Genomic DNA, 23,508 nt, shown 5'->3' on the forward strand with positions numbered 1-23,508 from the left:
GTGCAGCGGGATGGTGTCAGTTCGTGGACGTGAGAAGGTCGTGCGTCAGGGCCGTGACTTCGGCGACGGGTCCCCGTGTCGATAGCGAGAACTCGGTGATCGTCACGGTGCCTTCGCCGACGAACGCGCCGATACGGCCGGTCGGGCGGTCGTAGATGCGCGTGCTCAGCACCACGGCGTCGTCGACGGTCGCAACGCAGATGTCTCCCTCGACGATGACCTCGAGGGTGTGCTCCCCGTGACCGAGAGGTACGGGGCGCTCGAGCTCGATGACGAAGGGGACATCGCCCGAGATCTGCCATTGCTCCGTGCCGGTCTGGCGCCGGGGCCACCGGTCGAGGACGAGTCGATCGCGTCTCGGTTCGAGGCGCAGCACGTAGCTCTCGTCGCCGTCGACGCTCGCCCGCAGGAGCACACCGCATTCCCTGGTGCTCTCCGTGATGTCGAAGCGGGCCACGACGCGGAAGGAATCCGGGCTGTCGTCGTCGCTGAGCGCGTCGACGTACCCGTCCGGTGCGCTCAGGATCGTTCCGGCGGGAATGCTGCTGATCGGCTCGTCGAACGTCGCGCGGAGCTCTTCGGCGGGGTGGAACGCGAGCGTGCCGTCGGAGCGTTGCTCCGCTTCGAGCACCGACATCGTGCCGGCCCACTGCCAGGCGCCGTCGTCGGCTGCTCCTTCCCGTGTCGCGATCCACCCGAAGAAGAGACGGCGGTCTCCACGGGCGGCAGACTTCGCCGCGTAGAAGGCGCGACCGTCGAGCGTGTCATGCTCCGGCACGACCCACGGGCCGTGGAGGCTGCGGGCCATGCGGTACCGGGTGGTGAAGGCATCGCTGAACTCGGATGAGACCAGATACCACCAGTCGCCCCATTGGAACACCTCGGGGCATTCGTAGGCGACCGTCCGACGCGGGTCCCAGAAGGGAGCGGCGGGCTGCCAGTGGGTGAGGTCCAGCGACGTGCACTGTGCGATGACTCCGCGGCGTCGAGCCGGTCCGTCGGTATGACGGGCGGTGATGAGCATCCGCCACAGCTGCGTCTCCGCGTCCCAGAAGACGTAGGGGTCTCGCCAGTCGCCGGTCTCGTATCCGGCGGTTGCGCCGAACGTGTCGGCGGTGTGGCGCTCCCAGGTCTGCATGCCGTCGACACTCGTGGCGTGCAGGACGAGTTGCAGCGGCAACCCGTCCGCGCCGAGGCGATCCGGATTCTGCCCCGTGTAGAACGCGTGGTGGATGCCGTCGTCGTCGCGCACGATGCTGCCGGTGTAGATGTTGAAGTCCGCGGACTGGCGCCCGCCCGAGTCGATGGCCACTCCCGTCTCGCGGAAATCGACGAGGTTCTGCGTCACCACCCGCTTCCAGGGCATGCCCTCTTTCGGCGTGCGACGCGTCTCGTGCAGGTAGAAGAGATGGAACTCTCCGTCTTCCTCGTACGGGATGACATCCCCTACCCAGGCGCCTTCCGGCTGATAGAACCCTCGCTGGCTCATTGTCACCTCATCATTGATGGTTAATCGGTTACGCACGACGCTAGCGGCACGAGGAGGCGCTGGTCAAGCGGTTAAGCAAGTTAAGCAGCGGAACTTCTCCGAGGCGTCATCAGGAACTCATAGCTCCGTCATGCGGAGCCCATACGAGCCCCGGCTACCGTGGCGGATCACGGTGAGTCGAGGAGTGGATGTGTCGGTGCAACGCAGCAGGAACAGGATGACGCACGCCGACGGCTCCGCTGTGCGTGTGCTTCTGGTCGACGACGAGCCGGCCCTGTGCGACATCCTCGCCATGGCGCTGCGACATGAGGGCTGGGACGTGACGACGGCGTTGACCGGTCGGGAAGCACTTCGCGCGGCGAAGATCTCGGTGCCCGATGTGATCGTGCTCGACGTCATGCTCCCCGATCTCGACGGAACCGACGTGTTGATACGCATGAGGGAGAGCGGCATCGCCGCGCCGGTCTTGTTCCTGACGGCGAAGGATGCTCTCGCCGACCGGCTGGTCGGACTCAACGCCGGCGGCGACGACTATGTGACGAAGCCGTTCGATCTGGACGAGTTGATCGCGCGGCTGCAGGGGCTGGTGCGGCGCACCGTACGGGTCGGCGCAGAGAGTGCCGGCCCGATCATCGCGGTCGGTGATCTCACTCTGGATGAGGAATCACGCGAGGTCACACGAGCCGGTGTGTACATCGAGCTCTCTCCGACAGAGTTCGAGCTGCTGCGTTACCTCATGCACAACCCTCGTCGAGTGCACGGAAAGCTGCATCTTCTGGAGCAGGTCTGGGCGTACGACTACGGCGGGAAGTCGACCATCGTGGACTTGTACATCTCGTATCTCCGCCGCAAGATCGACGTTCTCGGGGCGCCCATGATCCACACCGTCCGCGGGATCGGGTACCTGCTCAAGCCGGCGGCGCCCGCAGAATGAAGACCCGCCGGTCCTGGTCGCTCCGTCGGCGGCTGTTGTTCGGGTTCACGCTGCTCGTCGCGGCGATCGCGGTGACGAACGGCACGCTGACGATCACGTCGTCACACACCCAGCTGGTCGCCCGGCTCGATCAGCAGCTGACGTCTGCCGCAGAGCGCACCGCCGACGTGCTGTCGAGGATTCCCGACAGGGAGACCATGCCGCCGCCGTCGACTGCCCGCCCGCCCGTCACCGATCTCCTTCCGGGCCAAGGCGCAGGGGCGATCGGCATCCTGTTCGTCGACGACGAGATGATCGCGGCCGGGTATGTCGGTGCCGACGGAGAATCGCATGACCTCACCGATCCCCAGCTGAGCGCGCTGACGGAGGATTCGCTCGTCGGCTCGCCGCAGACCGTGGACCTCGGCGGTGATCTCGGTCGCTACCGGGTCGTCCGCACCGAAGCCGACGGCGGGCGCGCGGTCGTCATCAACGGGCTGGCGCTGGCGGATGTCGAGGCGACCACGGCAAGCCTCATCGCCAACACGGCGATCGTGAGCGCGGTCGGACTGTTGCTCGCGGTCTTCCTCGGCTTTCTCCTGCTGCGGGTTGCCCTGCGTCCCATGGACAGGGTGGCGGCGACGGCCACACGCGTCTCACAGCGTCCGCTGGAGTCCAAGGTCTCGCTCCCCGAGCGCGTTCCCGTCGCCGACACCTCCGCGGACACCGAGGTCGGACGAGTGGGGCTCGCTCTGAACGAGCTTCTCGATTCCGTTGAATCGGCGCTCGTCTCCCGTGAGGCGGGGGAGCAGAAGCTCCGCCGTTTCATCGCCGATGCCAGTCATGAGTTGCGCACGCCGCTCGCGGTCGTCAGGGGGTACGCCGACCTCGCCCTTCGTGACGTGATCGATGCACCGGCAGCGATGCGGCACCCCCTGCAGCGCATCGGTGCGGAGGCGGCTCGCATGTCGTCACTGGTCGAGGATCTGTTGCTGTTGGCGCGTCTTGACGAGGGTCGCGAGCTTCGCATGACGCGCACGGGGCTGGCGATGCTGGTCGCCGATGCCGTCGCCGACGCGCACGTGGCAGGGCCCGACCACCGCTGGCACCTCGAGCTGCCCGACGACGACCTCGAGGTCGAGATCGACGCCGATCCGGAACGCGTGCATCAGGTACTCGCGAATCTGCTGTCCAACGCCCGCACCCATACGCCGGCGGGGACGACGGTCGAGGTGGGTCTGCGGAGCGGTTCCGACTCGGTCGTGCTCACGGTGACGGACGACGGCCCCGGCATCCCGCCGAACGCGGTCGACGAGTTGTTCGAACGCTTCAGTCGTGTCGATGAGTCGCGCGCGCGAGCGACGGGAGGAAGCGGTCTCGGTCTCGCGATCGTCCGTGCGATCGTCGATGCCCATGGCGGCGCGGTCAGGGTCGTGAGCAGGCCGGGATACACGCGCTTCACCATCGAGCTTCCCCGGATGGCTCATGCAGAACGCACAAGATGAGCATCGAACGGTCAAAGTGCTGCTGTTTACGGTCTGTTCATGCACAGTTCACCTCATGTCGCCAGCGTCGGGCGCACGGACACTGCGAGCCGACTTCACGCGTTCAACCGCTTCGAGATCAAGTACCTGGTGCCCGAGGATCGCGCCGATGAGTTGCGCGCCGCGCTCGATCAGCAGATGGACGAAGACGCTCATGCGGGCAACGGCGGCTACCCGATCACCAGCGTCTACTACGACACCGCCGACCTGACCTTCTACTGGGAGAAGATCGAAGGCCTGCGGTTCCGCCGCAAGCTGCGCATCCGCCACTACGGGACCGGCGACGACCTGACCGCGCGATCGCGCGTCTTCGTCGAGATCAAGCAGCGGGTCAATCGCGTCACGCAGAAGCGGCGGGTGGCGCTTCCCTATCGCGACGCGCTCCTGCTCTGCTCGCGGGAGGGCTACCACCCGCAGGAGGAGATGAGCAGCCGTCGCCGGGCCTTTCTCAACGAGGTCGGCACGCTGGTGCAGACGCTGGATCTGCGCCCGACGGTCACGACCGCGTACTACCGCCAGGCATGGGTCGGACGAGATGCCGACCTCGGGCTGAGGGTCACGCTCGATCACCGCCTGCGCGGCAGAGACCGCGACTTACATCTCTCGGATGCCAGCCTCAATCGCCTCACCCTTCCTCCGCGTCTCTCGGTGCTGGAGGTCAAGGCCAATGAGCGCGTGCCGACCTGGGTCACCGACCTCACGGCTCGCATGAGTCTCGATGTCGTCCGCATCTCGAAGTACTGCCAGAGCGTGCAGGCGTTCGGGCTGGCGCCGCGATCGATCATGCACGCCGCCGACGAAGTCGACCAGATCCTCGCCCGTTCCTCATCCACCATTCCCGCATCCGCGCTCTGAGCGCACCGAACCGAAAGCAGCTCCATGGATCTGTTCCAAGACCTCACCGGGACGTTCTCCGTCCTCGACATCGCACTCACGCTCACGCTGTCGTTCGTGCTGTCCGCGTTGATCGGATGGGTGTACAAGAAGACCCATCGCAACATCTCCTACAGCCAGTCGTACGTGCAGACGCTGGTCATCATCGGCATGGTGGTCGCGGTGATCATGCTCGTCGTGGGCTCCAACATCGCCCGGGCCTTCGCGCTGGTCGGTGCGTTGTCCGTCATCCGGTTCCGCAACGCCATCAAGGAAACTCGCGACGTCGGGTTCATCTTCCTGGTGATGGCGATCGGGATGGCTGTCGGCACCCGGTTCTACATCTTGGCCGCGGCCGCGACCGTCGTGATCCTCCTCGTCACCTATCTGATGCAGCGCTTCGATTGGTTCAAGCTCGACATCCAGCGCCAGGTCGTCAAAGTGCAGGTGCCTCCGGACTCGCACTACCAGCAGGACGTCGCCGACGTGCTGGTGTCGCGCACGCATGAATTCGAGCTCGTCAGCGTGGAGACAGCGCGCGGTGGCGCATTGACGGAACTCTTCTATTCGGTGCGGCTCAAGCCGGGAGTCACCACCGCAGAGCTCATCGACGCGCTGGGGGAGGTCAACACGGGGCAGAAGGTGACCGTGCTGACCGGCTACGACCAGACGGATATGTGAGGCGGCTGACGATGTTCCTGACGACTGTGCGCAAACGGCTGCCGATCCGGCTCCGTCAGAACTGGAAGGTGCTCGCCGTCACGGCGGTCGGTGCGGTCGTGGCTGTCACGGTCTTCGGGAACGTCGTCATCCGTCCGACCTCGACGAGCACCGCTGCCGTCTCCGATGCCGAGCTGATCACTGAGGATGTGGAAGGCGCCGTCGATCTGTTCGCCGCCGATGCGGCGCATGAGGTCACGCTGTCGTACTCGCAGGAGGACTACGACGAGATGCTGGATGCCTATTTCACCGAGGGGGAGAAGGAGTGGATGGTCGCCGACATCACGATCGACGGCACCACGATCGATTCCGTCGGCATCAGGCTCAAAGGCAACTCCACCTTGTCGTCGCTCGTCGATGATCGGGAAGGATCAGCGACCTTCGGCGAGTCCGCGCCGGGCGGGATCGGCGGCATGGGCGCAGGAGACGGCGAACTCCCGGAGGGCATGGAGATGCCGGAGGGGATGGAGATGCCGGAAGGCATGGAGCCTCCGGAGGGGATGGAGCCCCCGGAGGGGATGGAGATGCCGGAAGGCATGGAGCCGCCCGGTGGCGGGGGTGACGGTGAGGCCGGATTCGGGGTAGGGATCGCGCTCTCGACGGATGCGCCCGAGAATCTGCCCCTGCTCGTCAGCTTCGACGAGTATCAGGAGGGGCGGGCGTATCAGGGCATGACACAGCTCTCGATCCGCCCCTCGTCATCCAGCTATGAGTCGTCGCTGAACGAAGCGGTCGCCCTCGAACTCACCGCCCGATCGGGGCAGACGACACAGCAGTTCTCGTACACGTCGTACACCGTCAACGAACGGCCGACGACGACACGACTGGTCGTGGAGAGTCCGGATGCGCAGTACGCCGACGAGTTGGAGGGGGAGAGCGTGCTGTTCAAGATGCTCGCCTCCGGCTCGTTCACCTATCAGGGCGATGACCAGACCGAGTACACGGATGACTTCTCACAGGTGAACCTGATCGGCAGTCAGGATCTCCAGCCCGTCATCTCGTTCCTGCAGTGGCTCGACGAGGCGTCCGACGAGGAGTTCGCGGCCGGACTCGACGAGCGGCTCGATGTCGAGGGGTTCGCGGAGTACCTCGCGTTCCAGGAGCTCATCGGCAACATCGACACGATCTCCGGCCCAGGCCGCAACGGCTATCTCTCCTACGACCTGGGCACGGGTCGTATCAGCGTCATCTCCTGGGATCTCAACCTCGCCTTCGGTGGGATGGGAGCGGGGCCCGGCGCGCTTGCCGGTGAACAGGTCACCGCCGATGATGGCGAGGCGACGGATGCGGAGTCGAGCGCCGCGGCCTCTCCGCCCGAAGGCGAGATGCCGGACATGGCAGGAATGATGGGGAGCGAGAACGCGCTGGTGACGCGCTTCCAAGAGAACTCGGAGTTCGCCGCGCTCATCGACGCAGCGTCGGCGAGATTGCAGAAGTCGCTCATCGCGAGCGGAGACGCGCTCGGTGTCGTGGAGGAGGTCGCCGCTCGGATCCCCGTGACCGAAGGACTCCCGCAATCCACGGTGGACGCGGATGCCGACGCCCTGCGGGAACAGCTGGCCGCAGCGGAGTGAACTCCCGACCGCCTCGCTCGCAGCTCGTGGTGAGGGGTCAGAACACGCCGCGCCCGACCGTGGTGCTGCGGCGTGTTCTGACCCCTCGCGGTCGAAACTCAGTCGTTCAGCGAGGTGATCGCGGGGTCGCGGCGCGCGACTTCGGCTGCTGTCGACACGATCACGCGGCGCATGGCCGCCACCGCGATCGCGGGTGTGACATCGGAGCGGTGTGCGAGGCTCACGGTGCGCGTCATCATCGGATGCGACAGGCGCACGGATCGCAGCGCGGGCCTGTCGAGCAGCACCATGGCGGGCACGACCGCGACGCCGAGGCCACGCTCGACGAAGCGCAGCACCGCGTCCATCTCGGCGCCGGCCAGCAGGGGCACGGGTGCGAGACCGGCGGAGCGGAAGGCCGCATCCGTCGTGGCGCGCAGCTCATAGCTCTCGTCGAAGGCGATCAGCGGCAGGGATGCGAGGCCGGGAAGGTCGAGCGAGGGGGCCGTGGTCACGGGTGGCTCAGCGGCCGACGAGACGACCACGAGCTCCTCGGTCAGCAGCGGCATCCGGGTCAGACTCACTCCCGCGGGAGGCTGTCCCTCTGAGGCGGTGACGAGTGCGATGTCGAGCGCGCCCACCGCGAGCTGTTCGACGAGGGTGCGCGACCCCGCCTCCGTGAGCTGCAGCTCGACGCCGGGGTGGGCGGCATGGAACACGCTGATCGCTTCGGCCACGAGGCTGATGCACAGCGTCGGAGTCGCGCCGAGCCTGACGCGACCGCGTCGCAGGCCGGCGAGCTCGCCCATCTCCTCGCGTATCGCCTCGGCCTCGGCGAGCATCCGTTGCGCGCGGGGGAGCAGGGTCTCCCCGGCGGCGGTCAGAGCGATGTGGCCGCGGGCGCGGTGGAACAGTTCTGCTCCGAGTTCCCGCTCCAGCGTGGAGATCTGACGGCTCAGCGAGGGCTGTGCCAGATGGAGGTGTTCCGACGCGCGGGTGAAGTTTCCGAGGCGGGCGACTTCGACGAACCCGCGGAGTTGCTCGAGGTTCATGACCATAGCCTACCCGCATCGTTACGACGCCAACTATGCATTGGAGTAATTAGGATCGCCTAACTAGCGTCGAATGCATGAGTACACGCGAACGTCAGATCTCCACCACGGTCCTGGTCATCGGCACCGGAGGATCCGGCCTGCGAGCGGCGATCGAGATCGCCGAACACGGTGTCGACGTCCTCGCCGTCGGCAAACGCCCGCGCCAGGATGCGCACACCTCCCTCGCCGCCGGCGGCATCAACGCTGCCCTCGGAACGATGGACTCCGACGACACGTGGCAGCAGCACGCCGCCGACACCATCAAGGAGAGCTACCTGCTCGCCAACCCGCACACGGTCGAGATCGTGACCCAGGGAGCCGAGCGCGGCATCCGCGACCTCGAGCGCTGGGGCATGGACTTCGCTCGCGAAGACGACGGCCGCATCTCGCAGCGCTTCTTCGGTGCGCACACCTTCCGTCGCACGGCCTTCTCGGGCGACTACACGGGCCTCGAGATCCAGCGCACCCTCGTGCGCAAGGCAGAGCAGCTCGAGGTGCCGATCCTCGACAACGTCTACATCACGCGTCTGCTCGTGCGCGACAACGTCATCTTCGGCGCCTACGGCTTCGACCAGGCCGACGGCACGCGCTACCTGATCCATGCGGATGCCGTGATCCTCGCCGCCGGCGGCCACAACCGCATCTGGCGCCGCACCTCCTCCCGCCGTGACGAGAACACCGGCGACTCCTTCCGCCTCGCGGTCGACGCCGGTGCCCGCCTGCGCGACCCGGAGCTCGTGCAGTTCCATCCGTCCGGCATCATCGAGCCCGAGAACGCCGCCGGCACGCTCATCTCCGAGGCGGCACGCGGAGAGGGCGGCATCCTGCGCAATGCCCTCGGCGAGCGGTTCATGCCCAAGTACGACCCGGAGCGCATGGAGCTGTCGACCCGCGACCGCGTCGCGCTCGCCGCGTACACCGAGATCAAGGAAGGACGCGGCACGGAGAACGGTGGCGTCTGGCTCGACGTCTCGCATCTGCCGCGCGAGACGATCATGACCCGCCTGCCGCGCGTGTACCAGACGATGATGGAGCTGCAGATGCTCGACATCACCACCGATCCGATCGAGATCGCGCCGACAGCTCACTACTCGATGGGTGGAGTGTGGGTGCGTCCGGAAGATCACCAGACCGATGTCGAGGGGCTCTACGCGATCGGCGAGGCATCCAGCGGCCTCCACGGCGCGAACCGCCTCGGCGGCAACTCGCTCATCGAGCTGCTCGTGTACGGGCGCATCGTCGGGCAGGCGGCGATGGCCCATGCGGCCGGGCTGGAAGCGCAGCAGCGGTCGGCCGAGGCTGTCGAGGTCGCCAGGGCCGAGATCGCCGATCTCCTGGCCGCGGACGGCCGCGAGAACGTGCGGGCGCTGCAGCGCGCCATCCGCAACACGATGACCGAGTACGCAGGTGTCGTCCGCGACGAAGAGGGGCTGCGCGCCGGACTCGCCGAACTCGACATGATCGAAGGACGCATGGAGGACATCGGCATCCACCCCGACATCGCCGGGTTCCAGGACCTCGCGCACGCGTTCGACCTCAAGGCATCGGCGCTGGCCGCCCGCGCCACGATGGAGGCCGCGCTCGAACGCCGGGAGACCCGCGGATGCCACAACCGCAGCGACTTCCCCGACACCGATCCGACGCTGCAGGTGAACCTGGTCTGGAGTCCGCGCGACGGCATCACGCACGAGGCGATCCCCGAGATCCCCGCCGAGATCGCCGAGCTCATGCGCGAGGTCGACACCACCGGCAAGCTCGTCGAGTAGCTCCCGACCGCGAGTCCCGACGGGGCCGAGGGGTCAAGACGCGCCGCTGGCCGGCCGCTCCGTGCGGCGTGTCTTGACCCCTCACCGGGAATGTCAGCCGACCTGCGGTTCCTCGGTGTCGATGACGCCGATCCCGACGGCCTCGTGGTCGGGCTCGGGCTCGTCACGCTTGGGCGCGACCGGCTCCTCACCCGGGTCCTTCTCGGTGCTCGGCTCCTGCAACTGCTCGGTGCTCGGCACCTCTTCGGGGTCTGCCTGCTCGGCCGACTCTTCCTGCGCGGCGGAGGCGTCCGGCTCGGGCGACTCCGCCGTCAGCTCGCCCGCGTCGGCGCCCGACGAGGGAGTGGGGGTGGGAGCCTGCGTCTCGGGAGACGGTTCCTGCTCCGGTGTGCTGTTCGTCATGATCGTCCCTTTCACGATGTCTTCGCGATCAGGATGCCGTCGGAACCGCCCCGCATGAAGGGGCTTGACGCGGCCTCAGAAGTGCATCTGCTTGAGGGTGCCGTACTTGATCAGCAGCTCTTCGAGGGCGTCGCCGTCCTGGTACTCGACGTGGACGGCCTTCCCCGTGCCCCCAGCGAGCACGATGTCGGGTCCGTTCGAGAACAGCAGCGTCGACCAGGGCGAGGCGAACACGGTCGCGCCCGCGGCATCCCTGGCCGTGACGCCGTCGCCATCCAGCGAGAGCTCGACGATCTTGTCCGACCCCTTCACAGGGAAGGCGACGGGAAACTCGGTCCCCTCCCACTCGCGGAAGTACGCGGTCAGTCCGATCTTCGCCTGGGGGAACCCGGCACGCAGGCTGCGGCCGATCCGTGAGACGTGCACCTCGTGCTCGACGCGCTCGCCCTGATCATCGGTGACCGCGACCGTCACGCTCCCGCCGATCGGGTAGGTCTGACGGAACAGCTCCTCCTGGCGCTTGTCGTCCGGCGTCAGGTCGCTGCTCTCCAGGAACGGCTGCTCGCCGATCCACCCGGTGCGCACGCTCCAGGTGCGGGTCGTTGCCTTGCTCTTCTTGCGGGAGCTGAGCACGCCGAAGACGACGATGAGCACGAGCACGAGCGCGCCCGCCACGAGGAACAGCATGATTCCGGTGTCATCACTCATGCGATCAGGTTAATGGGAGTGAACCGAAACGGGGAAGGCGGCGTAACCTGGACGCGTGACTGCGTACGTCTCGGCCTTCGACCTGTTCTCCATCGGAGTGGGGCCCTCCAGCTCCCATACGGTGGGTCCGATGCGCGCGGCCCTGGACTTCGTCCACCGGCTCGGCGCGAGCGAGACGCTCGCCGCGGTGTCGCGGATCGAGTGCACGCTGTTCGGTTCGCTGGGAGCGACCGGCATCGGACACGGTACGCCGGATGCCGTCGTGGCGGGGCTGCGGGGATTGTCGCCGGAGAGCTGCGATCCCGCGGAGGTTCGCTCCGCCTGGACCGAGTACCCGGCGGGCGAGCCGCTCACTCTCGATGGCCAGCAGCAGATCCCGTTCGCGAAGACCGACATCGTCTTCGCCCCGCGCACCCGGCTGCCAGGCCACCCGAATGCCATGACGCTCACCGCGTGGGATGCCGCCGGCGCAACGGTCGCCGAGGAGACGTACTACTCGATCGGCGGAGGATTCATCCGGCGCGAGGGGGAGGGCACATCGATCACGGCGGCCGCATTCCCCTACTCCTATGCGGATGCCGCCTCGCTGCTGGCGTTGTGCGATGAGCACGGACTGTCGATCGCCGAGGTCGCGCGGCTGAACGAGACCGCCGTGCGCAGCGAGGAAGAGGTGGCTGCGGGGCTGGATGCCATCTGGAACGCCATGTCGGCCTGCGTCGACGCCGGTCTGCACTCCGACGGCGTGCTGCCCGGCATGCTCAAGGTGAAGCGGCGGGCGAGCACGATCCGTGCGCAGCTCGACGAGGTAGAGGCTGAGGGACACCGTGAGCTCCCTGGCGAATGGCTCGGGGCCTTCGCCCTCGCCGTCAACGAGGAGAATGCGGCGGGCGGACGGGTTGTCACTGCTCCGACCAACGGCGCGGCCGGCATCCTGCCCGCGGTGGCGATGTACTGGTGGCGGTTCCTGGCCGACTCCGGACTCGGCGCCGGCAACGCGGTCACGCCCTACGGCGAGCTGGTGGGCAGCGCGCTGCTGGGCTTCGGCCCCGATGGTCGCAGCCTCGCCGCGCAGGTGGATGCCGACCTCGATCCCGAGCAGACGGCCGAGGCGAACCGTCGCCGCGGCATCCGTCGCTTCCTGCTCACTGCGACCGCGCTCGGCTCGCTGTTCAAGGCGAACGCCTCGATCTCGGGAGCGGAGGGCGGATGCCAGGCCGAGGTCGGCTCGGCCTGCGCAATGGCGGCGGGCGGTCTCACCGCGGTGATGGGCGGCACGAACCGTCAGATCGAGAACGCGGCGGAGATCGCGATGGAACACCATCTCGGGCTCACGTGCGACCCCATCGGCGGACTCGTGCAGATCCCCTGCATCGAACGCAACGCGATCGCCGCCTCGACCGCCGTGACCGCCGCGCGTCTCGCGCTGCGGGGCGACGGCAGCCACTACGTGTCGCTGGATGCCGTGGTCGAGACGATGCGCCAGACCGGCGCCGACATGTCGACCAAGTACAAGGAGACCAGCGAGGGCGGTCTCGCGGTCAACGTCATCGAGTGCTGAGGGCGGCCCGCACGGGGTGTCGGTGATCGCGGGTAGCCTCCTCGAAGACCGATCGAGGAGGGTGTGATGGATCCGTTCTGGGACCCGCGCAGCACGCGCCGGCGCCAGCAGCCGGTCGTGGCCGTGCGTCCGACCGACGACGCTCCCACGCCGGGCGCGCAGTGGCCGACGAGCATCCCGGCCGTCGCGCAGGTGCTGCGGGAGGGTATCGACCTCGACCCGGGAGTGACGTTCCTCGTCGGCGAGAACGGCAGCGGCAAGTCGACCATCGTCGAAGGCGTCGCGATCGCGTACGGGCTCTCGCCCGAGGGTGGGTCGCGCCAGGCGAAGCACAGCACGCGACCGACCGAGTCGCCCTTGTCGGAGTGGCTGCGGCTCCAGCGCGGCGTCGGTGCGAACCGGTGGGGTTTCTTCCTCCGGGCCGAGACGATGCACTCGTTCTACACCTACCTCGAGGAGAACCCCTCGGCGCGCGGGGACGTCGCCTTTCACGAGATGAGCCACGGAGAGTCGTTCCTCGCTCTGCTGGAGAGCAGGTTCGACGAACCGGGGTTCTACTGTCTCGACGAGCCAGAGGCGGCGCTGTCCTTCTCCTCGACGCTCGCCCTCATCGCCGTGCTGCAGCGCATCGTCGACGAGGGCGGTCAGGTGCTGTGCGCCACGCACTCGCCCGTGCTCGCGGCGCTCCCCGGTGCGCGCATCCTCGAGGTCGGCGACTGGGGCATCCGCTCCGCCGAATGGAACGATCTCGAACTCGTGAACCACTGGCGGTCATTCCTCGATTCGCCGCCGCGCTACCTGCGTCATCTGCTCGACTAGCGCCGACGCCCGCTCGGGCGCAAGTCGTAGGCTGGCGGGCATGACCGAGCACACCTCCCCGAAGCGGCGCGGACGCCCGCGGGGGGTGTCCGACGCTCGGGAGCGGATCATCGCCGCCGCCGTCGAGGAGTTCGGCGAGCACGGTTACGAGGCCGCGACGATCCGGCTCATCGCCGCGCGAGCAGGAGTGGATTCGGCGCTCGTGCACCACTACTTCGGCACCAAGGCCGACCTCTTCGCCGAGGCAGTCGGCATCCCGCTCCGACCCGATATCGATGTGCCGGGGATCCTCGCCGGACCCCGCGACGAGATCGGCGAGCGACTGATCCGCTACGTGCTGCAGGGGTTCGAGCAGCCGGAGATCCGCCGCCGCGGCGTCATGCTGCTGCGCACGGCGATCGGCAGCAAACTGACGACTCCGCTGCTGGCCGGCTTCCTGTCGCGCGAACTGCTCTCGCGGGTGGCGAAGAGTCTCGACGTCGACGATGCGGAGCTGCGGGCTTCGCTCGTCGCCTCGCAGATCGCCGGGATGCTGATCGCGCGGTACGTGCTGCGGCTGCCCGCGCTCGCCGCCGCATCGGTCGATGACCTCGTGGCGCGGGTCGGCCCCACGGTGCAGCGCTACCTCTTCGACTGAGCGTTGACGTCGTTCGCGCGCAGGCGCATAATTCATCGCATGATGAATAATCTCGCGGTCGAGGTCTCGCAGCTGCGGGTGCAGCGCGGGAAATCATCGGTGTTCGACGGGATCGATCTCGCGATCCCGCGGGGGCAGATCACCGGTCTGCTGGGCCCGTCGGGCTGCGGCAAGACCACGCTCATGCGCTCGATCGTCGGCGTGCAGCGGATCGCGTCCGGACAGGTCACCGTGCTCGGCGAGCCGGGCGGGTCGCGCCAGCTGAGGCACCGCGTGGCCTACGGCACTCAGGGTGCGGCGGTCTACGGCGACCTGAGCGTGCGCCAGAACCTGTCGTACTTCGCTGCCCTGCTGAAGGCCCCGAAGGGCGACGTCGACCGTGTCATCGCCGAGGTCGGACTCGGGCCGCAGGCCGCTCAGCTGGTCGACTCGCTCAGCGGTGGTCAATCGACGCGCGTCTCGCTCGCGATGGCGCTGCTCGGCGCACCCGAGCTCGTGGTGCTGGACGAGCCCACGGTCGGTCTCGACCCCGTGCTGCGTTCCGAGCTGTGGGAGCTCTTCCGGGGCCTCGCCGACCGCGGCGTCACCCTCATCGTCTCGAGCCATGTCATGGACGAGGCGCTCCGCTGCGACCGGCTGCTGCTTCTGCGCGCGGGCAGGATCATCGCCGACACCACCCCGCGCGCCCTGCTGGTCGACACCGGTACGGACGATCCGGAGGCTGCATTCCTGGCCCTCATCGAACGCGACCGATGGCTCTCCGCAGACACCAGGCGGTCCCGCCGAGAAGCACGCACCGACGAGGGGGAGGTGTCGGCATGAACGGCCTGCGGATGTTCGCGACGGCCGGTCGAGTGCTGACCCAGCTGCGCCACGACCCGCGCTCGATCGCGCTGATGCTGATCGCGCCGAGTCTGCTGGTCGGCCTGTTCGCCTGGCTGTTCAGCGATCAGGAGGGCGTCTTCGATCAGTTCGGCGGAGCGATCCTGGCGCTGTTCCCGTTCATCGTGATGTTCCTGATCACCTCGATCACCACGTTGCGGGAGCGTCGGTCCGGCACGTTGGAGCGGCTGATGACCACTCCGCTCGGCAAGGCCGATTTCATCCTCGGGTATGCACTCGCATTCGGGCTGATGGCGCTGCTGCAGGCCGTGATCACGGTCTCGTTCGCGGTGGGCGTGTGCGGTCTCGATGTCGACGGGCCGCTGTGGCAGCTCGGACTGGTCGCGATCGTCGACGCCCTGCTCGGCACCGCTCTCGGTCTGCTCGCCAGCGCGTTCGCGCAGACCGAGTTCCAGGCGGTGCAGTTCATGCCGCTGCTGGTCTTCCCGCAGATCATCCTGGGTGGGCTGTTCATGCCGCGCGACCAGATGCCCGACGTGCTCCACGCGATCTCGGACTGGCTGCCGTTGAGCTACGCGATCGACACGATCAACGCGGTCGCGGCGGGGGACGAGGGGTGGGATGTGTTCGGCCCGCTGCTCGTGGTCGTGGCATTCGCGGTCGGTGCCCTCGTGCTGGCAGCGCTGACGCTGCGGCGGCGCACACGCTGAGACGCCGACTGGGGCCACTCTCAGCGGGCGGAGCGGTTCTTGGTATGCCTGGTCGGGGCCGTGGCCCAGGGATCCTCGGGCCACGGATGCTTCGGATACCGCCCGCGCATCTCGGCGCGTACCTGGGCGTACGGACCCGACCAGAACGAGGTGAGGTCGTCGGTGACCGCGAGCGGGCGTCCGGCGGGGGAGAGCAGGTGGAAGAGCACCGGTACACGGCCGTCGATCAGCCGGGGAGTCTCGGCCCAGCCGAAACACTCCTGCAGTTTCACCGCGACCACGGGGCGGGCGTCGGCGTCGTCGAGCGCCGGGTATGAGATGCGGATGCGGGACCCGCTGGGCACTTCCAGACGCTCGGGCACGAGCTCATCGAGGCGCGCGGCCTCCGGCCACGGCAGGAGCCGGCGCAGCGCCGATGTCAGATCCAGTCGTGCGGCAGGGGTGCCGCCCGCCAGAGCATCGAGCTCCGGCGCGAGCCAGGCGTCGAGGGCGGCGAGGAGCCCGGCGTCCGAGACATCCGGCCACGGTGGCCCCAGCTCGCGATGCAGCAGTGCCAGACGGCACCGCAGCTCGGCGGCCGGCGTCGACCAGGTGAAAATGCCCAGCCCCTCGCGCTGCAGCGTGCGGCGCACGGCATCGCGCCCCTCTTCGGCCGAGGCGCGCACCGGTGCCGAGGAACGCAGTATCGCTCCCACGCGGCGCTCACGACGCGCCTGCACTCGGCCTCCGACGAACTCCGCCTCGACGCGGTCGGTGAGCAGATGGCCGGCGGCCTGTTCCATCTGCTCCTCGGTGAGCACGGCGGCCGACCGGATGATCGCCCCGGACCCGGCCGCCGCACGTCCGGAGGCACGGGCGACGTCGGCGATGGCCAGCCACTCGACCGCCGCGAGCGGACCGGTCACCCCGGCGCGGGTCCCCGACGCCAACAGGAACGTCGACCCGCTGGCGTTGTGGTCCGCGCGGCGCGCGACGCGCTCGGGGAAGGCCAGCGCGATCACGAGGCCGACACCGTCGAGGTCGGAGCGCGCACCCGGCGTCGCCGAGATCAGGCGCTCGAGACGATCCGCGTCGCTGCGCCACCGACGGGCTTCCGGCGTCCGCCCGCCGCGTAGTGCGATGAGTGCCTGCGCGACATCCGAGTCCGCGGTGCGCAGATCACCGCCCAGCAGTGCGACGACCTCGGCGGCGAGCCGAGCGCCCACCACCGGGCTGCCGTCCCGCAGAGCGCGCGCGAGTCGAGGGTCTGTCGGGATGCGAGCCAGGGCGCGGCCTTCGTCGGTGGCGCGGCCCTCATCGTCGATCGCGCCGAGTGCGCGCAGCACCGTGACGGCAGCGGCCAGGCTGTCGGTGGGCAGCGGGTCGATCAGCCGTAGTCCGGTCCCGCCCGGCGCACCCCAGCAGGCGAGCAGCAGGGCCGCGTCAGCGAGGTCGGTCGAGGCGATCTCCGGCGTCGGACGGGCGGGGGCAGCGGCGTACGTGCGCTCGTCGACGCAGCGGACGACGGTTCCCGGTCCCTGGCGGGTGCCGCGGCCGGCGCGCTGCACACACGATGAGCGGGAGGCTGCGGTGGTGACGAGCCCCGTCATCCCGCGCGCCGTATCGCGCTGAGGAGCACGGGCCAGACACGTGTCGACCACCAGCCGCACGCCCGGCACGGTGAGCGAGGACTCCGCGAGCGAGGTCGTGATGATGATGCGGGCCGCCTCGTCCGGACGGCGGCCGCGGATCACGGCGTCCTGCTCGGCTGCGGGCATCCGACCGTGCAGCTCCCGCACATCGAAGGCGTCGGTCGCGTCGCGGATGCGGCGGGCGATCTCGGACACCTCGCGGGCGCCCGGCGCGAAGACCAGCACGTCGGCCGTCGGATCGTCGCCGCGCAGCTCCCTGGCAGCGGAGGCGGTGGTCCGCGCGACGTGATCCAGGAACGCCCAGGTGACTCCGCGTTCGTCGAGACGCGGAGCCGGACTCGGAGCCCAGCGCTCGGTGAGCGGGAAGGCGGGCACATCGTGGTCGACGATCGGAGCGGGCCGGCCATCCGTACCGAGGACAGTGGCGATACGCGCGGCATCGAGGGTCGCCGACATGGCGATGAGCGCCAGGTCGTCGCGCAGCTCGCGCACCTCCGAGAGCAGGCCGATCAGGAGGTCGGTCTCGAGCGCGCGCTCGTGCACCTCGTCGATGATCACGGCATCCACACCCTGGAGTCCTGGGTCGTCCAGCAGCCGTCGCAGCAGCACGCCGGCCGTGACGAACTCGATTCGCGTCTCCTTCGCGACCGCGCGCTCGCCGCGGACGGTGAACCCCACGCGAGTGCCGAGCGGCGAACCGTCGAGCTGTGCGAGACGGCGCGCGGCTGCGCGGGCGGCGACCCGTCGCGGTTGGGTGACGATGACGCGGCCGGTCGAGCGCGACGCGAGCAGTGGCGGCACGAGCGTGGTCTTGCCGGTGCCTGGCGGGGCACTCACCACCGCTGACGTGCTCGTGTCGAGCGTCCGGGTGAGCTCGTCGAGCGCGGCCGCGAACGAGAGACCTGCGCCGATGGTGGCGAGGTCGAAGGCGGCGGACGTCATCGTCCCAGTCTGCCCGGTCGGCGGCATCCGGGGTCGTCCACAACTCAGGACGGTTGCGTCCGGTCCGGTCGGATCCGGCGTCCCGGCCGGCCGACGGCGAAGACTCTCCTGAGTTGTGGACGGCAGCCGGAGCGGCCCGTAAGAAGACAGCGGATGCCGCGACCGGAATCGGCCGCGGCATCCGCTGTTCTGTGGTGACCGGGGACTACTCTGCGTCAGCCGCCGGTGCGGCGGGCGGCGGGGGAGGAGTGGTCGGCTTCGGAACCCGCGTCTGTGCAGGCGCGGGAGCGCTGGCCGTAGCCACACCCTCGCCGATGCCGCGGCCGACGGCCTGACCCTGGATGATTCCGGCGAGGTCGAGCCCTGTGGCCGAGTGCACGCTGTCGAACACCGACCGCATCGCGATCGCGCTGTCGGCGCCGACGACCTGCGATGCGCCGTCGTCCCCCGAACCTCCGATGATCGACACGTTGCCGATCGCCGCGTAGCCCTTCGAGAACTCCGCCATGATCGACGGCAGCACCTCGAGCACTCGCTGCGACAGGAAGGCATCCTGGTTCGACGCGATGGCCTTCGCCTCCGCCTCGAGGGCGGCCGCTCGCGCGTCACCCTCGGCGCGGATCGCGTCGGCCTCGGCGTTGGCGCGCAGTCGGCGCGCTTCGGCTTCGGCTTCAGCCTGGGAGCGCAGTGCGTCTGCCTCACCCTGTGCCTTGGCGACAGCCGCGGCAGCTTCACCGTCGGCGCGGGCCTTGTCGGCCTGTGCCTGCTGCTCGGCGATACGGGTGCGTGCCTCTGCCTGCTTGACCTGCTCGATCGCGGCGGCCTCGGCCGCACGTTCGCGGGTGTACAGCTCGGCCTGCGCGCGCGTCTCCGCTTCGTACCGCTGCGCATCGGCGACGCGCTTGACATCGGCGTCGAGCTGGGCCTGGCGGTTCTCGGCCTGCTGCTGCAGCACGGCCTGCTGCGCCTGCTCGCGGGCGAGGTTCTCGGCCTGCTCGGCTTCGGCGCGTGCCCGGCCGATGCCGGCGTTCGAGTTCGCGGTGTTGGTGTCGAGCGCGGTCTGCTCGATCAGGTTGGCTTCCTTGTTGGCGATGTTCTTCTGGTTGATCGCACGGTCGGCGTTGGTCTGCGAGATCTCCGCGGACTGACGCTTCGCCTGGATCTCGGGAGCACCGAGCGACTGGATGTAGCCGACCTTGTCGGTGATGCCCTTGATCTGGAACGAGTCGAGGATCAGACCCTGCTCGGCGAGCTCCTGAGAGACGTCGGCGGCGATCTGGTCGGAGAACTTCTTGCGCTCACGCATCAGCTCGACGACCGAGAGCGTCGCGACGATGCCGCGGAGGGCACCTTCCAGCTGCTCGGTGGTGAACTGCTCGATGGCCTTGTCCTGCGAGGCGAATCGCTCCGCCGCCCGGCGGACCAGGATGGGGTCGGAACCGATCTTCACGATCGCGACACCGTCGACGTTCAGGGTGACGCTGTCGAGAGACTGCGCCTCGGCGTTCAGGGAGACCTGGCGCGAGCGCAGCGAGATGATCTCGTGGCGCTGCGTGATCGGGTTGACGAGCGACTTGCCGTTCACGATGACAGTGACGGGCGACTCCGACATCTCGGACGTGCTCGATCCGTCGGTGGCGACGACTGCGCGTTGCACCTTCTGCTTGCGTCCCGAGATGACGAGCGCCTCGTCGGCGCGGGCCACCTTGATCCAGCTGCGTGCGAACAGCAGCAGGATGAGCAAGATGACGACGGCGGCGACGATCGCGATGCCGACGATGATGAGGATGCCGACTGCTCCGGCGATCTCCATGAATGACCTCCCTGGTTCCCCCCGAGGGGGCGGTCTCGAGCGCGCCGTGGTGCGCGCCTTCACTCCACCCTGTCAGAAAAGTACTTCTGCCGTTCCGGGGAGGCGCTGGGGAGGAGAACTCGTTCTCGGCCGGGGACTTCACGCCGGATCATCCGCCCGACGGGGATGACTCCTCCCGAGGCGTGGGCGACGGTGCGACGCGGCGCCGGTTCAGCCCTTGCGGAGCTTCTCGGCGAGGTCGCGCAGCGTGCGCAGTTCGTCGTCGCCGAGGGTCGACATCCGTTCGGCGATGGAGCGCCCGTGCACGGTGGCGAGTGAACGGAACGCCCTCGCGCCGGCCTCCGTGGCCCGGATCAGGGAGCCGCGGCCGTCGTCGGGGTCGGCGCACTTCGACACGAGTCCGCGCGTGACCATGCGATCGACGAGCCGCGAGACGCTCGGCTGACTGATCAGCATGTTCGAGGTGACGTCGCGCAGCCGCGCGGTCATGTCGGGGGAGCGAGTGACGGTGAGCAGCACGTCGTACTCGGCCTGAGCGAGGTCGCCGTGCTCGAAGTCCGCCATCATCTCGGTGAAGAGCTCGTGCTGCGCCCGGAACAGGCTCTCCCAGGCCTCCAGGGCGAGCTTGCGATCGGTCATCCTCACAGAATAGTGCGAACAGTAAAGGGCCGGTCGGAGAGGCTCCCGACCGGCCCTTGTCCCTTGCACCAAGAGTGTCCTGCAATCACATGCGGTGAGTGCCACAGCAAACATTCACCGTGTGATCACTGTATAACGGCGAGATAACGAATGCAACGGTTTGATCACGGAAGTTTTCGGACCTGTCCTGTTTGTCCTGTCTCGCCGGATCTGCCGAAATCTCACCTACCTGCAGATCGTCTTACCGGAGTTGCAGATTTTCATCGGAGTTGTCGCTAAGCGGCGGGTGTCGGTGCCGCGCCCGACAGCGGAGTAGCTTTCACGTCAAGTTGGCACCCGCGCCACGGTGTCCGCGATGACGCTGACGGCCTTGGGGGAACAGACGCGAGGGCGGATGCCGAGACCACTCAGCCATGGGTTTGTCTCTAGCCCGCCCTCGCGGGTCGTGGGTCCCCCGGGGACGAAGGTTGGGTACTCTCTCCCGGTCCTAGCTGTACTGACCCGGATCATTGTTGACGTAGGAGAGACCTTCGGTGTCGAGTGGGAGCTGTCTAGGTTCCGGTTCGATCACACGAAGGTCTCTCATGTCCCACGCTAATGCCCGGTTGGCTCCGGCCGGCAGATTGATCATGGTCCAGCGCATCCAGTCCGGGCGTGCGGTCGCGCATGTGGCGGCGGAGATGGGGGTCTCCCGCACGACCGCGTGGCGGTGGTGGCGCAGGTTCCGGGAGGAAGGGCGGGCGGGTCTGATTGACCGGTCCAGTGTCGCCAGGTCGCATCCCGCTCGGACGGGCCCGTGTCGGGAGACACGGGTGCGGATCATGCGACATCTCACCCGTCGCGGTCCGGTGTTCATCGCGGCGAAGCTGGGGATGCATTCCTCGACCGTCGGACGGGTATTGGTCCGACACCACACCCCGCTGTTGCGAGAGACGGACCCGGTCACCGGGACCGTGATCCGCGCAGTGCGGCGTTCCGCCCGCCGTTACGAGCACGACCATCCCGGCTCGTTGATCCATATTGACGTGAAGAAGCTCGGACGCATCCCAGACGGAGGCGGATGGCGCGCGCACGGCCGCAGCGAGAAAGTCCGCAGCCGTGGGATCGGCTACGACTACATCCATGCCGTGATCGATGACCACTCCCGCCTCGCTTACGCCGAGATCCACGACGACGAGAAGGGCACCACCGCAGCCGGAGTCCTCGAACGCGCAATTGCGTTCTATGCCGCCCTCGGCGTCACCGTCGAGCGGGTCATCAGCGACAACGCCTTCGCCTACCGGCACTCGGCCGCGTTCCGCGCGGTCCTCGACGCCCACGGCATCACCCAGAAGTTCATCAAACCGCACTGCCCCTGGACCAATGGGAAAGTCGAAAGACTCAACCGCACCCTCGCCACCGAATGGGCCTACGCCCGCGCCTATACCTCGAACGCCGAACGCACAGCTGCCTTGCCCATCTGGCTCGACTACTACAACCTAGACAGAGCCCACCTCGGCATCGACGGCAAAACCCCCATCGACCGAATCAACAACGGTCGAGGTCAATACACCTAGCTGCCAGCGGCTCGGCGGTGTCTACAGACAGCCGCGCAGCCCGTCTGCCGGCCGCGCCGTCTCGCGGGGTTGTGGCTGCGGATCATCGGTTCGGTGCCGCGGAGGACGCGTTGGAGCTGGTCAGCTGGTGCCCCGCCTGTAGAAGCGCCACGACATCGACAGCGGTGAGTGCCATCGCGAGTGCGCCGTCAACGATTGCGGCGTCGGCTGCATCGCCGATCGCGTCACCGGCGAACTCAGGGGTGTGCGGAGCAGAGGAGCATCCTTCGATCGCGATGAGCGGATGGATGGATGGAACGACGTGCGACACATTGCCCATGTCGGTCGACCCTCCCGGCGAGGCCGCGTAGGGGTGCGGCGTGCGCCCGAGCGAGGCGATATTGCGGTCCCAGGCCTCGGCCAGCACCGGGTTCTGCACTAGTTCGGCATAGGTGGGTTCGGCATGTTCCCACGCCCATGAGCACCCAGTCGCGGTCGCCCCACCCTCGAAGCAGGCAAGGATCCTGCGCTGCGTGCTCTCGAGCGCGTCGAGTGTGTCCGCGCGCACCTCGGCTCGCACTCGCGTCGACGATGGGATGATGTTCGTTGCCTCACCGCCGTGGTCAATGAAGGCATTTGCACGGACTCCGTCGGGGAGGTGCTGGCGGAGAAGGCCCAGCGCGACGAGTCCGATTGTCGCCGCGTTCGCCGCGTTCATCCCATCGGGGCTCGGGCCCCCCGCATGACCGGCCTGCCCCTGGAAGGACACGTCGAATCGGGCGACGGCCTGCGTGCGCAAGTCGGCACAGCGCAGATCGTCGCCGGGCCCTCCGTGCACCATAAGGGAGAAGTCGACGTCATCCCACGCGCCAGCGTCCAGCATGAGGATCTTTCCCCCGCCGTGCTCCTCCGCCGGCGTTCCGAGTAGCTTCACGCGGATGCCGAGGTCGTCAACGACATCCGCCAGCGCAATGGCTGCACCGACGCCGGCGGCGGCGATGATGTTGTGACCACAGGCGTGGCCCATGCCGGGGAGTGCGTCGTACTCCGCGCAGATCGCGACGGTGATATCTCCCTGTCCGATCGTGGCCTCCACGGCGGTGTCGAGACCGAACGCACCCTCCCAAACCTCGAACCCGGCTGCACGCATCGTCTCAGCCACCACCGAGGCTGCCCGGTGTTCAGCGAAAGCGAGCTCCGGATGTGCGTGGATCTGCGCACTCAGCGCCAGAACGTCTGCTTCCCAACTCATGCGGGAGGCGATCACCGTGCTCCGCACGTCGGAAATCGCGGCGGGCAAAGAGAGAGATGGGAGAGCT

Annotated in this window: 20 protein-coding genes; 12 read left to right on the plus strand and 8 right to left on the minus strand. The window is 68.1% G+C overall.

Features of this window, described 5'->3' with window-relative positions; all coding sequences use genetic code 11:
* Nucleotides 1-16: 16 nt before the first annotated feature.
* Nucleotides 17-1,489, minus strand: a complete 1,473-nt coding sequence (locus MRBLWO12_RS19155) for a GH32 C-terminal domain-containing protein (protein ID WP_363558387.1) — start codon at nucleotides 1,487-1,489, stop codon at nucleotides 17-19.
* A 217-nt stretch (nucleotides 1,490-1,706) separates the two neighbouring features.
* Here MRBLWO12_RS19155 and MRBLWO12_RS19160 point away from each other — a divergent pair, with 217 nt between their 5' ends.
* Genes MRBLWO12_RS19160 through MRBLWO12_RS19180 form a run of 5 tightly spaced genes read left to right on the plus strand, consistent with a single transcriptional unit; the run spans nucleotide 1,707 to nucleotide 7,113 of the window.
* A complete protein-coding gene (locus MRBLWO12_RS19160; RefSeq protein ID WP_363558389.1) occupies nucleotides 1,707-2,423 on the plus strand; it encodes a response regulator transcription factor in 717 nt (238 codons plus the stop codon).
* Complete coding sequence (locus tag MRBLWO12_RS19165; protein WP_363558391.1) at nucleotides 2,420-3,907, plus strand: sensor histidine kinase; 1,488 nt, start codon at nucleotides 2,420-2,422, stop codon at nucleotides 3,905-3,907. Before MRBLWO12_RS19160 ends, MRBLWO12_RS19165 begins: the two co-directional genes overlap by 4 nt.
* A gap of 39 nt (nucleotides 3,908-3,946) precedes the next feature.
* Nucleotides 3,947-4,801 carry a polyphosphate polymerase domain-containing protein gene (locus MRBLWO12_RS19170; RefSeq protein ID WP_363558393.1) on the plus strand — a complete coding sequence of 285 codons (855 nt, stop codon included), beginning with the start codon at nucleotides 3,947-3,949 and terminating at the stop codon, nucleotides 4,799-4,801.
* A gap of 24 nt (nucleotides 4,802-4,825) precedes the next feature.
* A complete protein-coding gene (locus MRBLWO12_RS19175) occupies nucleotides 4,826-5,500 on the plus strand; it encodes a DUF4956 domain-containing protein (RefSeq protein ID WP_363558395.1) in 675 nt (224 codons plus the stop codon).
* An 11-nt stretch (nucleotides 5,501-5,511) separates the two neighbouring features.
* Nucleotides 5,512-7,113: a CotH kinase family protein gene (locus MRBLWO12_RS19180; protein WP_363558397.1), complete on the plus strand. Its 1,602-nt coding sequence runs from the start codon at nucleotides 5,512-5,514 to the stop codon at nucleotides 7,111-7,113.
* 98 nt (nucleotides 7,114-7,211) lie between these two features.
* Here the strand turns inward: MRBLWO12_RS19180 and MRBLWO12_RS19185 are convergent, their stop codons facing one another.
* Nucleotides 7,212-8,144 carry a LysR family transcriptional regulator gene (locus MRBLWO12_RS19185; protein ID WP_363558399.1) on the minus strand — a complete coding sequence of 311 codons (933 nt, stop codon included), beginning with the start codon at nucleotides 8,142-8,144 and terminating at the stop codon, nucleotides 7,212-7,214.
* A gap of 77 nt (nucleotides 8,145-8,221) precedes the next feature.
* Here MRBLWO12_RS19185 and MRBLWO12_RS19190 point away from each other — a divergent pair, with 77 nt between their 5' ends.
* On the plus strand, nucleotides 8,222-9,952 hold the full coding sequence (locus MRBLWO12_RS19190; protein ID WP_363558401.1) for an L-aspartate oxidase: 1,731 nt from the start codon (nucleotides 8,222-8,224) through the stop codon (nucleotides 9,950-9,952).
* A 93-nt stretch (nucleotides 9,953-10,045) separates the two neighbouring features.
* Here MRBLWO12_RS19190 and MRBLWO12_RS19195 read toward each other — a convergent pair whose 3' ends face one another.
* A complete protein-coding gene (locus MRBLWO12_RS19195; RefSeq protein WP_363558403.1) occupies nucleotides 10,046-10,354 on the minus strand; it encodes a hypothetical protein in 309 nt (102 codons plus the stop codon).
* Nucleotides 10,355-10,429: 75 nt separating this feature from the next.
* The gene (locus tag MRBLWO12_RS19200) at nucleotides 10,430-11,062 is read right to left on the minus strand and encodes a hypothetical protein (RefSeq protein ID WP_363558405.1); all 633 of its coding nucleotides are present in this window, start codon (nucleotides 11,060-11,062) and stop codon (nucleotides 10,430-10,432) included.
* Nucleotides 11,063-11,117: 55 nt separating this feature from the next.
* Here MRBLWO12_RS19200 and MRBLWO12_RS19205 point away from each other — a divergent pair, with 55 nt between their 5' ends.
* The 5 genes from MRBLWO12_RS19205 (at nucleotide 11,118) to MRBLWO12_RS19225 (ending at nucleotide 15,629) form a co-directional block, all read left to right on the plus strand.
* Nucleotides 11,118-12,620 carry an L-serine ammonia-lyase, iron-sulfur-dependent, subunit alpha gene (locus tag MRBLWO12_RS19205; protein ID WP_363558407.1) on the plus strand — a complete coding sequence of 501 codons (1,503 nt, stop codon included), beginning with the start codon at nucleotides 11,118-11,120 and terminating at the stop codon, nucleotides 12,618-12,620.
* Nucleotides 12,621-12,686: 66 nt separating this feature from the next.
* Nucleotides 12,687-13,439, plus strand: a complete 753-nt coding sequence (locus tag MRBLWO12_RS19210) for an AAA family ATPase (protein WP_363558409.1) — start codon at nucleotides 12,687-12,689, stop codon at nucleotides 13,437-13,439.
* A 40-nt stretch (nucleotides 13,440-13,479) separates the two neighbouring features.
* Nucleotides 13,480-14,076, plus strand: coding sequence for a TetR family transcriptional regulator (locus tag MRBLWO12_RS19215; RefSeq protein ID WP_363558411.1), 597 nt, complete (start codon nucleotides 13,480-13,482; stop codon nucleotides 14,074-14,076).
* A gap of 39 nt (nucleotides 14,077-14,115) precedes the next feature.
* A complete protein-coding gene (locus MRBLWO12_RS19220) occupies nucleotides 14,116-14,898 on the plus strand; it encodes an ABC transporter ATP-binding protein (protein ID WP_363558413.1) in 783 nt (260 codons plus the stop codon).
* Entirely contained in the window at nucleotides 14,895-15,629 is a 735-nt protein-coding gene (locus MRBLWO12_RS19225) for an ABC transporter permease (RefSeq protein WP_363558415.1), read from the plus strand. Before MRBLWO12_RS19220 ends, MRBLWO12_RS19225 begins: the two co-directional genes overlap by 4 nt.
* Nucleotides 15,630-15,649: 20 nt before the next feature.
* Here MRBLWO12_RS19225 and hrpB read toward each other — a convergent pair whose 3' ends face one another.
* The 3 genes from hrpB to MRBLWO12_RS19240 all read right to left on the minus strand — a co-directional run bounded on the left by hrpB (nucleotide 15,650) and on the right by MRBLWO12_RS19240 (nucleotide 20,654).
* On the minus strand, nucleotides 15,650-18,202 hold the full coding sequence (gene hrpB, locus MRBLWO12_RS19230; RefSeq protein WP_363558417.1) for an ATP-dependent helicase HrpB: 2,553 nt from the start codon (nucleotides 18,200-18,202) through the stop codon (nucleotides 15,650-15,652).
* A gap of 205 nt (nucleotides 18,203-18,407) precedes the next feature.
* The gene (locus MRBLWO12_RS19235; protein ID WP_363558419.1) at nucleotides 18,408-20,015 is read right to left on the minus strand and encodes an SPFH domain-containing protein; all 1,608 of its coding nucleotides are present in this window, start codon (nucleotides 20,013-20,015) and stop codon (nucleotides 18,408-18,410) included.
* A 210-nt stretch (nucleotides 20,016-20,225) separates the two neighbouring features.
* On the minus strand, nucleotides 20,226-20,654 hold the full coding sequence (locus tag MRBLWO12_RS19240; RefSeq protein WP_363558421.1) for a MarR family winged helix-turn-helix transcriptional regulator: 429 nt from the start codon (nucleotides 20,652-20,654) through the stop codon (nucleotides 20,226-20,228).
* A 584-nt stretch (nucleotides 20,655-21,238) separates the two neighbouring features.
* Between MRBLWO12_RS19240 and MRBLWO12_RS19245 the strand changes: the two genes are divergently transcribed.
* On the plus strand, nucleotides 21,239-22,210 hold the full coding sequence (locus MRBLWO12_RS19245; protein WP_363558423.1) for an IS481 family transposase: 972 nt from the start codon (nucleotides 21,239-21,241) through the stop codon (nucleotides 22,208-22,210).
* Nucleotides 22,211-22,292: 82 nt separating this feature from the next.
* Here MRBLWO12_RS19245 and MRBLWO12_RS19250 read toward each other — a convergent pair whose 3' ends face one another.
* A complete protein-coding gene (locus MRBLWO12_RS19250) occupies nucleotides 22,293-23,441 on the minus strand; it encodes an amidohydrolase (protein ID WP_363558425.1) in 1,149 nt (382 codons plus the stop codon).
* Nucleotides 23,442-23,508: the final 67 nt, after the last annotated feature.

Source organism: Microbacterium sp. LWO12-1.2, from assembly GCF_040675875.1.
Lineage (GTDB): Bacteria > Actinomycetota > Actinomycetes > Actinomycetales > Microbacteriaceae > Microbacterium.